Origin of the sequence: Bradyrhizobium sp. HKCCYLS2038 (genome assembly GCF_051167655.1) — a bacterium.
Taxonomy (GTDB): domain Bacteria; phylum Pseudomonadota; class Alphaproteobacteria; order Rhizobiales; family Xanthobacteraceae; genus Bradyrhizobium.
Window position 1 is genome coordinate 630,846 of the sequence record NZ_JBNPTM010000003.1, and the last position, 13,736, is coordinate 644,581.

The 13,736-nt window shown below is 66.2% G+C and carries 15 protein-coding genes; 3 read left to right on the forward strand and 12 right to left on the reverse strand.

Going from position 1 to position 13,736, the window contains the following annotated elements; all coding sequences use genetic code 11:
- Positions 1-301: 301 nt before the first annotated feature.
- Positions 302-928, reverse strand: a complete 627-nt coding sequence (locus ACQR1I_RS16785) for a YceD family protein (RefSeq protein ID WP_434866846.1) — start codon at positions 926-928, stop codon at positions 302-304.
- Positions 925-1,470 carry a ubiquinol-cytochrome C chaperone family protein gene (locus tag ACQR1I_RS16790; protein ID WP_434866845.1) on the reverse strand — a complete coding sequence of 182 codons (546 nt, stop codon included), beginning with the start codon at positions 1,468-1,470 and terminating at the stop codon, positions 925-927. The genes ACQR1I_RS16785 and ACQR1I_RS16790 overlap by 4 nt, the downstream gene beginning before the upstream one ends.
- Positions 1,471-1,599: 129 nt before the next feature.
- On the opposite strand from ACQR1I_RS16790, the gene ACQR1I_RS16795 reads away from it, so the two are divergent.
- The 3 genes from ACQR1I_RS16795 (at position 1,600) to ACQR1I_RS16805 (ending at position 4,520) form a co-directional block, all read left to right on the forward strand.
- Positions 1,600-2,058, forward strand: a complete 459-nt coding sequence (locus ACQR1I_RS16795) for an outer membrane protein assembly factor BamE (RefSeq protein WP_434866844.1) — start codon at positions 1,600-1,602, stop codon at positions 2,056-2,058.
- Positions 2,059-2,217: 159 nt separating this feature from the next.
- Positions 2,218-3,225, forward strand: a complete 1,008-nt coding sequence (locus ACQR1I_RS16800) for a Bug family tripartite tricarboxylate transporter substrate binding protein (protein ID WP_434866843.1) — start codon at positions 2,218-2,220, stop codon at positions 3,223-3,225.
- A 212-nt stretch (positions 3,226-3,437) separates the two neighbouring features.
- Positions 3,438-4,520, forward strand: a complete 1,083-nt coding sequence (locus ACQR1I_RS16805) for a DUF2336 domain-containing protein (protein ID WP_434866842.1) — start codon at positions 3,438-3,440, stop codon at positions 4,518-4,520.
- Positions 4,521-4,603: 83 nt separating this feature from the next.
- Here ACQR1I_RS16805 and ACQR1I_RS16810 read toward each other — a convergent pair whose 3' ends face one another.
- The 10 genes from ACQR1I_RS16810 to ACQR1I_RS16855 form a co-directional block, all read right to left on the reverse strand.
- Positions 4,604-6,724: a sodium-translocating pyrophosphatase gene (locus ACQR1I_RS16810; RefSeq protein ID WP_434866841.1), complete on the reverse strand. Its 2,121-nt coding sequence runs from the start codon at positions 6,722-6,724 to the stop codon at positions 4,604-4,606.
- 203 nt (positions 6,725-6,927) lie between these two features.
- Positions 6,928-7,929 (reverse strand): thiamine-phosphate kinase, encoded by a 1,002-nt coding sequence (thiL, locus tag ACQR1I_RS16815; protein ID WP_434866840.1) that lies wholly within the window; start codon positions 7,927-7,929, stop codon positions 6,928-6,930.
- Positions 7,930-8,034: 105 nt separating this feature from the next.
- Positions 8,035-8,538, reverse strand: coding sequence for a transcription antitermination factor NusB (nusB, locus tag ACQR1I_RS16820; protein WP_434866839.1), 504 nt, complete (start codon positions 8,536-8,538; stop codon positions 8,035-8,037).
- Between the two features lies 1 nt (position 8,539).
- Positions 8,540-9,031 carry a 6,7-dimethyl-8-ribityllumazine synthase gene (ribH, locus tag ACQR1I_RS16825; protein ID WP_434866838.1) on the reverse strand — a complete coding sequence of 164 codons (492 nt, stop codon included), beginning with the start codon at positions 9,029-9,031 and terminating at the stop codon, positions 8,540-8,542.
- A gap of 236 nt (positions 9,032-9,267) precedes the next feature.
- Entirely contained in the window at positions 9,268-9,876 is a 609-nt protein-coding gene (locus ACQR1I_RS16830) for a riboflavin synthase (protein WP_434866837.1), read from the reverse strand.
- On the reverse strand, positions 9,876-11,027 hold the full coding sequence (gene ribD / locus ACQR1I_RS16835; protein ID WP_434866836.1) for a bifunctional diaminohydroxyphosphoribosylaminopyrimidine deaminase/5-amino-6-(5-phosphoribosylamino)uracil reductase RibD: 1,152 nt from the start codon (positions 11,025-11,027) through the stop codon (positions 9,876-9,878). The genes ACQR1I_RS16830 and ribD overlap by 1 nt, the downstream gene beginning before the upstream one ends.
- Positions 11,024-11,509, reverse strand: coding sequence for a transcriptional regulator NrdR (nrdR, locus tag ACQR1I_RS16840; protein ID WP_434866835.1), 486 nt, complete (start codon positions 11,507-11,509; stop codon positions 11,024-11,026). Before nrdR ends, ribD begins: the two co-directional genes overlap by 4 nt.
- Before the next feature lie 14 nt (positions 11,510-11,523).
- Positions 11,524-12,828, reverse strand: coding sequence for a serine hydroxymethyltransferase (gene glyA, locus ACQR1I_RS16845; protein WP_434866834.1), 1,305 nt, complete (start codon positions 12,826-12,828; stop codon positions 11,524-11,526).
- 336 nt (positions 12,829-13,164) lie between these two features.
- Positions 13,165-13,386, reverse strand: a complete 222-nt coding sequence (locus ACQR1I_RS16850; RefSeq protein ID WP_434862148.1) for a hypothetical protein — start codon at positions 13,384-13,386, stop codon at positions 13,165-13,167.
- A gap of 18 nt (positions 13,387-13,404) precedes the next feature.
- Entirely contained in the window at positions 13,405-13,629 is a 225-nt protein-coding gene (locus ACQR1I_RS16855) for a hypothetical protein (protein ID WP_434866833.1), read from the reverse strand.
- Positions 13,630-13,736: the final 107 nt, after the last annotated feature.

The window sequence follows — 13,736 nt, forward strand, 5'->3', positions numbered from 1 at the left end:
TGGTGGCCGCATCTGGCTCGGCCGTGTTTTGGCGGTCTTGGCTTGGCGGTCGTTCAGGGCTCTGCGCCGCCCCCTGGACGGACCAGAGGCCGTCCGAGCCCTTTCGCCGCACCCCCGACCGGGCGCGACAATAGCGTCTCTCCGTGTCGAAACAACCTCCTGGCCCGATCCCTTTTTGCGATCGCGGTTGTCGGGAGTTTCTCGGAGAAGCGCATATTATCGTGGTGAGACAGCCGCTTATCGCGATTTTACGAGCTTTCCCGCCAGCATCCGCCCGTATCCCGCTGGCAGCAGGCCGCTCTCAATCGTCCTCCGGCGCCTTGGCCCGGCCGGCGCGGGGCGGCTCGTCTGCTCCCGGTTTAAGCGCCTTGAGCGCCGCGAAGGGATGATCCTGCGGGTCGGCGGCCGCAGCCGGCTGCTCGAACACCGCGCCCGGCTTGCGCGGATGGGGATCGATCGCCAGGAACAGTGCGTCGGCCGCGAGGCGGCCGAGATCGATCTGGCCGCCCATGATCGGCTCCGGCGGATCGGCGGTGTCGACCTCGCTGTTCGGGTCGTCCTCGACGAAGTCGGCCAGCTCGGGAATCTGGTCCGGCGGCGCAAACATCTGGTCGATCGGCTCGTCGATTTCGGTCTCGATCGGATCCAGCGTGACCACGCAGGTCTGGCCGATGCGGGCGCGCACCCGGCCGCCGACATGGACCTTGCCATCGCGCCTCTCGACCACGTCGAAAGACGCTTGCGCCGAGATCACCTCGCGCAGCTCGGCAATCGCGGCGAGCGCGGCGCGTGTGGCCGCATCGGCCTCGATCTCGCGATGCAGGCCGGCGTCGGGAATTTGCGCCACGATCACCGGCGGCGCCCGCCAGGGATCCCGGGATGGGTCGCGCGCCGTCTCGCGCGAAGCGTCTTTGTCTTTGCTGCTCATGTCGCTGTGTCCTGCTCAACCGGCTGCGGAAAGCTCCAGGCGGCGCCGAGCAGCCTCGCGTCGTCCATGGCCGCGAGCTGTGCTGCGACCCGTCCCGCATAGCCGGCGAGTCGTGCCGCGCTGTCCGGATGCTCTCCGTTCAAGATATTCTTCTGCAAGGCCTCCGCCAGCTGGGCCTCGCTGTCCGACCACGCCAGATCATAGGCCGCGGTGCGGCCATAGAACGCCTCGCCGAACTTCTGCATCCGCTTGGGTACCGTCAGGTCGCCAACCCCCATCTCGCGCAGATTGTCGTCCATGTCGTCGCAGAACCGGTCGAACAGGGCCTGCGACAGGTTCCCACCCACCCCGCGCAGCCGTCGGAGCACCAGCCAGAGGTGCAGAATCAGCAGGTCGAACCGCCCCTCGACCGTGTCGGGGACATTTAAGTGCCTATAAAACAACGGTTCTCGGGTTTGTGCCACGATCGTGCCATAGATCGGCTCGATGGTCCCGCGCGGGGACGGTCGCGACTTGCTGAAACGGTTGAATGGCCAGAGCATGACGGTTCCGCGGCTGAGTTTCGCTGTCCCTCGTCGGGGGCATGTTGCAATCCGCAAGTTTGCCCGGTACGTCAACGCCCTGCCCGACGCAAGGGGACGGGATCCGATCTGAAGAAGATGACCCAGACAATGCGAACGACTGCCCGCCTGCTTACCCATGGCCTCAGCACCCTGCGCACCGCCGGCGCGATTGCGCTGACCTGCCTGGCGCTCGCCGCCTGCACCGGTGAGCAGTTCCAGAAGGGCTACATCATGCCGCCCGGTGCCCTGGAGCAGATCCCGATCGGGGCCAGCCAGGACCAGGTGCTGATCGTGATGGGAACGCCCTCGACGGTCGCCACGCTCGACGGTGAGGTGTTCTATTACATCTCCCAGCGCGCCGAGCGCCCGGTCGCCTTCATGAACCAGAAGATCGTCGATCAGCGGGTCGTGGCGGTCTATTTCGACAAGAACCGCCAGGTCCGCCGTCTCGCCAATTACGGCATGAAGGACGGCAAGATCTTCGACTTCGTCAGCCGCACCACGGCGACCTCCGGCCAGGAGCTCAGCTACCTGACGCCGCTGTTCAAGCTGCTCAGCTTCAACTGATCCAAAGCCTGATCACCGTCGCTCGGAATATGACGTTCCGGGCGACGGCACAAAGCCATGTGCTGCGCTGATTGGCGCAGCTCTCCGATGACCCGCGCGCTTGCTCTGGCAGTGCAACCTTCCCTAACCTCCCGGCAAAACGAAAGCAGGGAGGAATCAATGGCCCATCGCATCAGGCTGTCGCGCCGCAAACTGTTGTCCGGAGCCGCAGCGTTATCGACCGCCGCCATTCTGCCGCGCAGCAGTCTCGCTGATTGGCGCCCGACCGAAACGGTGCGGCTGATCGTGCCGGCCGCGCCCGGAGGCAGCACCGACGTGATGGGCCGGCTGCTGGCTGCTCATCTGCAGACGGCGTGGGGCCAATCGGCCGTGGTCGAGAATCGCTCCGGCGGCGGCGGCACGATCGGCACCGCCGAGGTCGCCCGCAACGGCAAGGGCGATGGCACCACCATCCTGATCGGCAATCCCGGACCCAACGCGATCGCCTATTCGATCTTCCGCAGCCTCGCCTACAAGCCGGATCAGCTGCAGGCGGTGTCGAACATGATCCGCATCCCGAACATCGTCTCGGCGCATCCGTCGACCGGGATCAAGTCGATCCCCGAACTCATCGCCTACCTCAAGGCCAATCCCGACAAGCTGAACTACGGCTCCTCCGGCGTCGGCCAGAGCCCGCATCTGACCGGCGCCTGGTTCCTGCAGCTCACGGGGCTGAAGATGACGCATATCCCGTTCCGCGGCGCGGGCCCTGCCCTGCAGGCTGGGCTCGCCGGCGACATCCAGATCCTGTTCGACAACCTGTTTCCGTCGCTGCCGCAGGTCCAGGACGGCAAGCTGACCGGCCTGTGCGTGACGACGCCAGAGCGCAGCGCCAATGCGCCCGACCTGCCGACGATGCGCGAGAGCGCGCCGGAGCTTGCCAAGTTCGACGTGTCGTCCTGGTTCGGCGTGTTCCTGCCAAAGGCCTGTCCGCCCGAGATCGTCAACGCACTCAATCTCCAGGTCAAGGCGATGCTGGCGCGCGAGGACATCGGCAAGAGCATCGCGACCATGGGGGCCCGGGCCGATTACGGCACGCCGCAGCAGTTCGGCGACTTCGTCCAGGCGGAAACGACCAAATTCGCCTCGATCATCCAGAAGGAAGGGCTGCAGATGGACGTGCAATGAGCGTATTTCGGGGCTGGTCGCCCCGACCGGCTCGAGGGGGCCGGGGGTGTAACGGCACCTTAAGCCGCCTCGTGCGATAGATGACAGCCGCGTGTCTTTGATCTGGTGATGAGATACCGTCAACGGAGGTAGGCCCACTCCCCTGGATGAGATGGGCCCGATCACCGTCCGAAGGGCAGGCCGCGGCAGACATTCATCGCGTGAGCCGTGCCTTGCCCAACAACGTCCTGCATCAGCTCGAAGATATTCTCGCCAGCCGCTACGTGTCCCGGCGCGCCGATATCCTGGAGCGCGTCACCGACCTGTTCGTCGTGGGCTCGGGCAAGTTCAACGACGAGCACGTCGACCTGTTCGACCACGTCCTGTTCAAGCTGCTCGATAACGTCGCCGTCGCGTCGCGCGCGCAGCTCGGCAGCCGGCTCGCGGTGCTGCCGGATGCGCCGCCGCGCCTCATCAAGCTGCTGGCCAGCGACGAGACCATCGCGGTTGCCGGTCCGGTGCTGCGGCAGAGCGACCGGCTCGACGAGACAACGCTGGTCGCGACCGCACAGAGCCGCAGCCAGGAGCACCTGCTGGCGATCTCCGATCGCAAGGTCCTCACGGAATCGGTCACCGACGTTCTGGTCGATCGCGGCGATCAGGCGGTCGTATCCAACACGGCCAACAATGCTGGCGCGCACTTCTCCGACCACGGCTTCTCCGGGCTGGTGATGAAGGCCTCGGACAACCCCGCCCTCGCCTTGAAGCTCTGGAGCCGCCCCGACAGCCCGCGCGAAGTGCTGGTCCGGCTGTTCGTCGAGGCCTCGGACGCCGTGCGCGGTCAGCTCGCCTCTGCGGACAGCGCACGGTCCGAGATCGTGGAACTCGCCGTGGCGCAGGCCTCGGACCATCTGCAGGCCGCGGCGCGCACGCGCTCGGCCGATTTCACCAACGCCAGAGCCTATGTCGAGCAGTTGCACGCCACCGGTCAGCTGAACGAGGCGCAGCTGCATGGCTTCGCCAAGGAAGGCAGCTTCGACAAGGTCACGCTGGCCTTGTCGCTGATGTGCAAGCTGCCGCTCGACGTCGTCGAGCGCGCCTTCGTGCGCCGGCAGCCGGATCAGCTGCTGGTGCTCGCCAAGGCGCTCGATCTGTCCTGGGTCACCACGACGACACTCTTGTTTATGCAGGCCAACGCCAGCGGCAGCGCGCGCCCGCAACTCGATCAGCATCTGGCGAGCTTCACCCAGATGCAGCCGCGCCTGGCGCAGAGCACCTTGCAGACCTACCGGACGCGGCAGCGCGCGGCGGAGTAGTACCCGGATCGAAGAGCGAGGCTCGAATGAAAAACCCCGCGGCTCGCACCGCGGGGTCTTTGTTTGTCGGGCCGTTCTGCCGATCAGTGCGCGAGAATCGCCAGCAGCAGCAGGGCCACGATGTTGGTGATCTTGATCATCGGGTTCACGGCTGGGCCCGCCGTGTCCTTGTAGGGATCGCCGACGGTGTCACCCGTCACCGCCGCCTTGTGCGCATCCGAGCCCTTGCCGCCGAAATGGCCGTCCTCGATGTACTTCTTGGCGTTGTCCCAGGCGCCGCCGCCCGAGGTCATCGAGATGGCGACGAACAGGCCGGTGACGATGACGCCGAGCAGCATCGCACCGACCGCGGAGAACGCCGCCGACTTGCCGGCCGCGCCACCACCTGCGATCGCGTAGATCAGGAAGTAGACGACGATCGGCGACAGCACCGGCAGCAGCGACGGGATGATCATCTCCTTGATCGCCGCCTTGGTCAGCAGGTCGACCGCCTTGCCGTAGTCAGGCTTGTCGGTGCCCTGCATGATGCCCGGCTTCTCGCGGAACTGCCGGCGCACTTCTTCGACGATCGCGCTGGCGGCGCGGCCGACCGCGGTCATGCCCATCGCACCGAACAGATACGGCAGCAGGCCGCCGAACAGCAGGCCGACCACGACATAGGGGTTGTTCAGCGAGAAGTCCGGCTTCACCCCCAAGAAATAAGGATGCTTCGCGGAGTCGGCGATGAAGAACTGCAGGTCCTGGTTATAGGCCGCGAACAGCACCAGCGCGCCGAGACCGGCGGAGCCGATCGCGTAGCCCTTGGTGACCGCCTTGGTGGTGTTGCCGACCGCGTCGAGCGCGTCGGTGGACTTGCGGACCTCCTTCGGCAAGCCGGCCATTTCGGCAATGCCGCCGGCATTGTCGGTGACCGGGCCGAAGGCGTCGAGCGCGACGATCATGCCGGCCAGCGCGAGCATGGTCGTGGTCGCGATCGCGATGCCGAACAGGCCGGCCAAGCTGTAGGTCACCAGGATGCCGGCGATGATCACGATCGCGGGCAGCGCGGTCGATTCCATCGAGATCGCGAGGCCCTGGATCACGTTGGTGCCGTGGCCGGTCACCGAGGCCGACGCGATCGACTTCACCGGGCGGAAGTCGGTGCCGGTGTAGTACTCGGTGATCCAAATGATCAGGCCGGTGACGATGAGACCGACGACGCCACACGCGAACAGCGCGGTGCCGGTGTAGTCGACGCCGTCGAGCTTGCCGAAGCCGATCAACCAGCCAATGGCGATCGCGACGCCGGCGAGCGACAGCACGCCGGTCGCGATCAGGCCCTTGTACAGCGCGCCCATGATCGACTGGCTGGCGCCGAGCTTGACGAAGAAGGTGCCGGCGATCGAGGTGATGATGCAGATGCCGCCGATGGCGAGCGGCAAGGTCATCATGTTGGTGAGCAGCGACGACTTGGCGAAGAAGATCGCCGCGAGCACCATGGTGGCGACCGCGGTCACCGCATAGGTCTCGAACAGGTCGGCGGCCATGCCGGCGCAGTCACCGACGTTGTCGCCGACGTTGTCCGCGATCGTCGCCGGGTTGCGCGGATCATCTTCCGGGATACCCGCTTCGACCTTGCCGACGAGGTCACCGCCGACGTCGGCACCCTTGGTGAAGATGCCGCCGCCGAGACGGGCGAAGATCGAGATCAGCGAGGCGCCGAAGCCGAGCGCGACAAGCGCGTCGATCACGGTGCGGCTGTCGGGCGCGAGCTTCATGAAGCCGGTGAGGATGCCGAAGTAGATGGTGACGCCGAGCAGCGCCAGACCCGCGACGAGCAGACCGGTGATGGCGCCGGCCTTGAAGGCGAGCTCGAGGCCGCCGGCGAGCGAGGTGGTCGCCGCCTGCGCGGTGCGGACGTTGGCGCGCACCGAGACGTTCATGCCGATGAAGCCGGCGGCGCCGGAGAGGATCGCGCCGATCGCGAAGCCGACCGCGACGAGCATGCCGAGGAAATACGCAAGGAGCACGAAGATCACGACGCCGACGATTCCGATCGTCGTGTATTGGCGGCGGAGATAGGCCTGAGCGCCCTCGGCCACGGCCGCCGCGATTTCCTGCATGCGCGCATTGCCGGCGTCTGCACTGAGCACGGATTGTGTGGCCCAGATGGCGTAGACGATCGACAGCGCTCCGCAGAGCACGATCACCCATAAAGCTGACATTTAGTTTCCTCGGCTCTTTGCTTTTGTAACTACGTCACGCCGCGCTCACGCGACGTACGCCCCCTTGATCAGGCCGCTCCGGGCGGAGCCGCCTCAAACGGCGGTGACCTTGCCAAAATCGCCATCATGACGCAACGCCGCGACGCCTGAACTGCTCCAAATTCAGACGCTTCTTTGGTCGCATTGTGCACTGCGAATAGATCTCAGAAATGGCTGAACGACATGCGCGTCAGCGTGACTGGACGGCCCTGCTCGTCCAGGAAGCGCGGCGCCCGCGCGCCTTCGAGGATGACGCCGATGTCGGTGACGGCGACGCCCGCCATGCGGGCTGCAGCGCGGAATGCATCGCATTTCGCGGCCGGAACGGTGCAGAGGATCTCGTAGTCGTCCCCCCCGGCGATCAGGCTTTCGATCTGGGTGGATCCCGCAGCCAGAAGCGTCGCGGCGGCCGGGGAGGTCGGCACGTGCGCCAGCGCGACGTCGGCGCTGACCGACGAGGCCGCGCAGAGCTTGGCGAGATCGCCGGCGAGACCGTCGGAGACATCCATCGCCGCGGTCGCAAAGTCTCTCACCGCCACCGCCAGCGCCTGGCGCGGCTGCGGCACGCGATAGCGGCCGATCAGCATATCCCGTGCGGCGGGATCATCGGCCAGCATGGCAGCCCCCGCTGTGTCGGTCAGGATGCGCAGGCCTAGCGCAGCATCCCCGATCGTGCCGGTGACCATGACCCGGTCGCCGGGACGGGCGCCAAAGCGGTGCATCATGCGTCCCCGGGGCACCCGGCCCCAGGCGGTGATCGAGATCATCAGCGGGCCCGGCGTCGACACGGTATCACCGCCGAGCAGCGGGCAGCCGAAGGCCGCCGCGTCCTCGCCGAGGCCGCGCGCGAAAGCGGCAAGCCATGCTTCATCCGTCTGCCGCAGCGCCAGCGTCAGCAGGAAACCGGCGGGGACCGCGCCCTTGGCGGCGAGATCGGACAGGTTCACCCGCAGCGCCTTGCGCGCGATGGTGTCGGGCGGATCGTTGGGCAGGAAATGAACGCCCTCGACGATGGCGTCGGTATTGACGACGAGGTCGTCGCCACTGGCCGGAATCACCGCGGCATCGTCGACCAGGCCGAAGGCGCCGGGATCGGTCGCGAGCGGCTTGAAGTAGCGGGCGATCAGGGAGTCTTCGCCGGAGGCGTTGTCTGGGCTGCCCGACATTCTGCGATCCTGCTCCCGCGGGTCGTCATTGCGAGCGTAGCGAAGCAATCCAGAGTCCCGTCCGCAGCCCTGGATTGCTTCGCTGCGCTCGCAATGACGGGAACCCTACTTCGGCCCCATCTCGTCGGCGCGATACTGCCGCGCCAGTTGTTCGAGCACCGCATTGACCATCCCGGTCTCGTCGCGCTCGACGAAGGCGTGGGCGATGTCGACATATTCGGACACCACGACACGGGCCGGAATGTCCTTGCGGCGCTCCAGCTCGTAGGCGCCGGCGCGCAGCACCGCGCGCAGGATCGCCTCGATCCGCTGCAGCGGCCAGCCGCGCTCGAGCGCGGTGTCCAGCACCGGATCGATCTTGGTCTGGTCGCGCACCACGCCGGAGACGATGTCACGGAAGAAAGCGGCTTCGGCCGGCAGATACTGTTCGCCCTCGACCTCGGTGCCGAGCCAGTGGCTCTCGAACTCCGCCAGCACGTCGTTGATACCGGCGCCGGCGATGTCCATCTGGTACAGCGCCTGGACGGCCGCGAGCCGCGCGGCGCCGCGGCGGTTGGCCTTGCGGTCGTTGGCGCGGACCGGGCCCTTGAAGGGTTTGTTCTCGGCCATCTCAGCCTCGCACCAGGCGGCGTTTGATGCGCAGCACCGCGAGCGCGGCGCGTGCGGCATCACCGCCCTTGTTCATTTCGGAGACCCGGGCGCGCGCCCAGGCCTGGTCCTCATTGTTGACGGTGAGGATGCCGTTGCCGAGCGGCAGGCCGCGCGCGACCGACAGATCCATCAGGGCGCGAGAGGATTCCTGCGACACGATCTCGAAATGGATGGTGTCGCCGCGGATCACGCAGCCGAGCGCGATCGCGAGATCATAGGGCTTGCCGTTCTTGGCTGCCGCGTCGAGCGCGATCGCGATCGTCGCCGGAATTTCCAGCGAGCCGGTGACGGTGAGCACATCGTGGCTCACGCCCGCCGCCTTCAACTCGGCGGTGGCGCCCTCCAGCATCGCGTCCTGGATGTCGTCGTAGAAGCGGGCCTCGACGATCAGCGCCCGGGCGCCGGTGATGTCGGTCTGATCTTTGAGCGGCGCGCGCCGTGCGTCTGCCATGCGTCCAATCCGTTTTGAAGTTGCCTCACCCTGAGGAGCGGCCCGTTGGCCTGACCTCGAAGGGGCCGAGAACGATTAGGGCCTCATGGTTTGAGATGGCGCCTTCGGAGAGCTAGTTCGGCTGCCGGCCTCGCAAATGCTCGGCCTGCTCCGGTGCATGCGCCTCCTCGCCATGAGGAGCTTGGCCGGCGTTTTAGGCGCCGGCGTCGGTGATTCCAAGGGACTTCGATTCCAAGCTACTTCATTTCCGTGAGGCGCGCGGCGTAGCGCGCCATCAGGTCGACTTCGATATTGACCTCACTGCCGGCCTGCCAGGACGACAGCGTGGTCACGCTCAGGGTGTGCGGAATGATCAGCACCGAGAACGTCAGCTCGTCGACCGTGTTCACGGTGAGCGAGACGCCATCGAGGGTGATCGAGCCTTTGGTCGCGATGAAGCGGGCCAGTTCGCGGGTGGTCTTGAACACGAACCGCGCCATGTCCGGCAGGTTCTCGCGGCTGACGATGGTGGCGATGCCGTCGACATGGCCGGAGACGATGTGGCCGCCGAGCTCGTCGCCGATCTTCAGCGCCCGCTCCAGGTTCAGCCTGGTGCCGACGCGCCAGTGTTTTGCAGTCGTCAGCGCCAGCGTCTCAGCCGCGGCATCGACCTCGAACCAGGTCTTCCCGTCGGCTTTGCCCGTGTGCACAACGGTCAGGCAGACGCCGTTGTTGGCGATCGACGCGCCATCGGCGATGCCAGCCTGGTCATAATTGCAGGCGATGCGCAAACGGTGCAGCTTGCCTTCGGTTCGCGGCGTCAGGCTGACGATCTCGCCGATGTCGGTGACGATGCCGGTGAACATTACGCGCGCTCGTAAATCGTGAGGTTGTCCTGATCGAGCGTCTCGCTAGCACGGACGCGATAGGCCGGCGACTGCGTGATTGCGGTCAGCGGCAATGCGTCCAGCGCAGCGATCCCGTCGGCGCCAATCTCGCCGGGCCCGCGCAGGAGCCAGATTTCATCGACCAGACCGCTCTGCATGAAAGATGATGCGACGCGGCTGCCGCCTTCGATCATCAGGCGGGTGATGCCCTTGTCGGCGAGCGCCTTGAGCACGGCGGGCGGCTCGAGAGCGGATGGATCGGCCTGCGGCGGCACGCGGATCACCTGCGCACCGGCGGCCCCAAGCCGCGTCGCCGTCACCGGCTCGGCAACTTCGGAGGCGACCAGCCAAAGCGGCGTGGTCCGCGCCGACTGCATCAGGCGGCTCGCAGCGGGAAGCCGCAGCATCGGATCGAGCACCACCCGCACCGGCGAGCGGGCCTCCATGCCCGGGAGACGGCAGGTCAGCAGCGGATTGTCGGCGATCGCGGTGCGCACCCCGATCAGGATGGCGTCGCTCTGGGCGCGCAAGAGATGCACACGCGTACGCGCCGCCTCGCCGGTGATCGCCACCGGCGTGTTGCCTGCGGCTGCAATCTTGCCGTCGGCGGAGACGGCGAGCTTCAGGACCACATGCGGCCGACCATCGCGGATGCGTCGGAAATGGCCGGCATGATCACGCTTGGCGTCCGTCGAGCACAGGCCGACCTCGACCTGAATGCCGGCAGCCCGCAGCCTGGCATGCCCCTGCCCCGCCACCTCGGGATTGGGATCCTCGATCGCCGAGACGACGCGGCTGATGCCGGCGGCGATGACTGCATCGGCGCAGGGCGGCGACTTGCCGACATGCGAGCACGGCTCCAGCGTCACATAGAGCGTCGCGCCCTTGGCCGCCTCACCAGCGCGCCGGAGCGCCTCCGGCTCGCCATGTGGCCGGCCGCCCGGTTGGGTCCAGCCGCGGCCGACGATGACGCCATCCTTGACCACGACGGCGCCGACGGCCGGGTTTGGCCAAGTGCGCCCCTGCCCGCGCCGGCCGAGCGTCAGCGCCAGCTGCATGTAGCGGCGATCGGCGTCCTTCTGCGCTTTGAGCTTCTCGCCGACCTGATCGACCAGGACCCGGAAGATCATTTGCGGACCGGCGCCAGCCGCGGGGCTTCATCCTCGGCCGAGAGTTCGCCGAGCACGGCCTCGAAATCCTTGGCCTCGCGAAAGTTGCGGTAGACCGAGGCGAAACGGACATAGGCGACATCGTCGAGGTCGCGCAGATGCTCCATTACGATCTCGCCAATCGCCTCCGAGGACACTTCCGACTCGCCGCCGCTCTCGAGCTCCCGCACGATCGCCGACACCATCCTCTCGACCCTTTCAGGATCGACCGAGCGCTTGCGCAGCGAGATCTGTACCGAGCGCATCAGCTTGTCGCGGTCGAACGGCACGCGACGGCCATTGCGCTTGATGACGGTGAGTTCGCGCAGCTGCACCCGCTCGAAGGTCGTGAAGCGGAAGTTGCAGGTGACGCAGACCCGCCGCCGCCGGATCACCGAGGAATCCTCGGTGGGGCGGGAGTCCTTCACCTGCGTATCGAGGCTGTTGCAGCTCGGGCAGCGCATCTTGGCTTCAAGCCTTACTGATAGATCGGGAACCGGTCGGTCAGCGCCTTCACCTTCTCCTTGACCGCGGCTTCCACCAGCGGCGCACTTCCTTCCGAGGACTGCGCGATCGCGTTGAGCACCTCGGCGATCAGGCTGCCGACCTGCTGGAATTCAGCGACGCCGAAGCCGCGGGTGGTTGCCGCCGGCGTGCCGAGACGCAGGCCGGAGGTCACGAACGGCTTCTCGGGGTCGAACGGGATGCCGTTCTTGTTGCAGGTGATGCCGGCACGGACCAGCGCCTTCTCCGATGCGTTGCCCTTCAGCCCCTTCGGCCGGAGGTCAACCAGCATCAGGTGGTTATCGGTTCCGCCGGAGACGATGTCGAAGCCCTGGGCGCGCAGCGATTCCGCCAGCGCCTTCGCATTTTCGACGATGTTCTTCGCGTAAGCCTTGAACTCCGGCCGCAGCGCCTCGGCGAACGCCACCGCCTTGGCCGCGATCACGTGCATCAGCGGGCCGCCCTGCAGGCCGGGGAAGATCGCCGAGTTGAACTTCTTGGTGAACTGCTCGTCGTTCCACAGGATCAGGCCGCCACGCGGGCCGCGCAGCGACTTGTGGGTGGTGGTCGTGGTGACGTGGGCATGCGGCACCGGCGAGGCATGGACGCCACCGGCCACAAGACCGGCGAAGTGGGCCATGTCGACCAGCAGGTAGGCGCCAACGCTGTCCGCAATCTCGCGGAAGCGCTTGAAGTCCCAGGGGCGCGAATAGGCGCTGCCGCCGGCGATGATCAGCTTCGGCTTCACCTCCTCGGCCTGCTTCGCCACGGCATCCATGTCGATCAGATGGTCGTCGCGCCGCACCGTGTAATGCGAGGCCTTGAACCACTTGCCGGACATGTTGACCGGCGAGCCGTGGGTCAGATGGCCGCCGGCGGCGAGATCGAGGCCCATGAAGGTGTCGCCGGGCTGCAGCAGCGCCAGGAACACGGCCTGGTTCATCTGGCTGCCGGAGTTCGGCTGGACGTTGGCGAAATTGGCGCCGAACAGCTTCTTGGCGCGGTCGATCGCGAGGTTCTCGGCGACGTCGACCCACTCGCAGCCGCCGTAATAGCGCGCGCCCGGATAGCCCTCGGCATACTTGTTGGTCATCACCGAGCCCTGGGCCTCCAGGACCGCCCGGCTGACGATGTTTTCCGAGGCGATCAGCTCGATTTCGTGCCGTTGCCGACCGAGTTCACCCTTGATGGCGGCGGCGATCTCCGGATCGGCCTCGGCCAGGGTGGCGGAGAAGAAGGAATCGACGGACGAGGCGGGCTTGGCGCTGGAAGCGGTCATGGGCGGAATATCTCCACGTCCGCAAGGCCTTAGGCGGCCTGCGGTCGGTTCAGTGAAGGCGGTCGGAAAAGACCCCTGCCCTTACCATACGGACGGCGGCAGGCCAAGGGAGAGGCCAAGCGGTTGCGGGTCAAACCCGATATTTGCGCCAGATATGGTGGACGGCCGCCGGGGCAAGGCCGCCTCATCGCCGCCGCCGGGTGCGAGCTTTCGACACCTGCCAAGCGGAAGATTGCTTCCCGAAAAACAGAACAACCTGCCTGAAACCGGACGGTCTCAAGCAGGTTGTCGGTATCATGAGCAATTGGGGCGCGAGACAACCCGCGCCTCAGACAGTCACAGGCCGGTGTAGCCCGCCTTGACCGGATCGACGCGACCGTCCAGCTGACGCAGATAGGTCAGGCCGCATACGGTAAGACGATGCGGATCCCGCTCGCCTGCTTCGAACAACGTCTGGATATAAGCGCTGACCTTCTGGCGCGCCTCCTGGCTGGCCGCAGCGGTGCGGTTCGCCAGCAGGTCGTACGTGTGCATGATGCGATCGATGGCGGCTTCCATATCATCCCCTCTTGATGATCAGACCGTGAAGGCTATCTCGAACGCCGAGATCGCCTTGTTCGCGAGCCTGAGCTTGTTGAACTCTCCGCGGTGGATCAGCTGCACGATGATGTCGATCAGCCGGTCGTCCGGGGTGATCGTCTCCGGCAAGGCCCCCGTCAAACGCAGATAGTTGGACGCGATGGCATAGGCATCGCTGACCAGCTCCACGTTCATGACCTGCATTCCGTGATCGCGCAGCATGGTCCAACCTCCGGCACAGACAAGTCGGGGCCTTCGGATTAGTTCCAATTCGAATTGGGTTGTTTCTCGCAATCGCGAATGACGAGACGGATGATCAAAGAAAATGG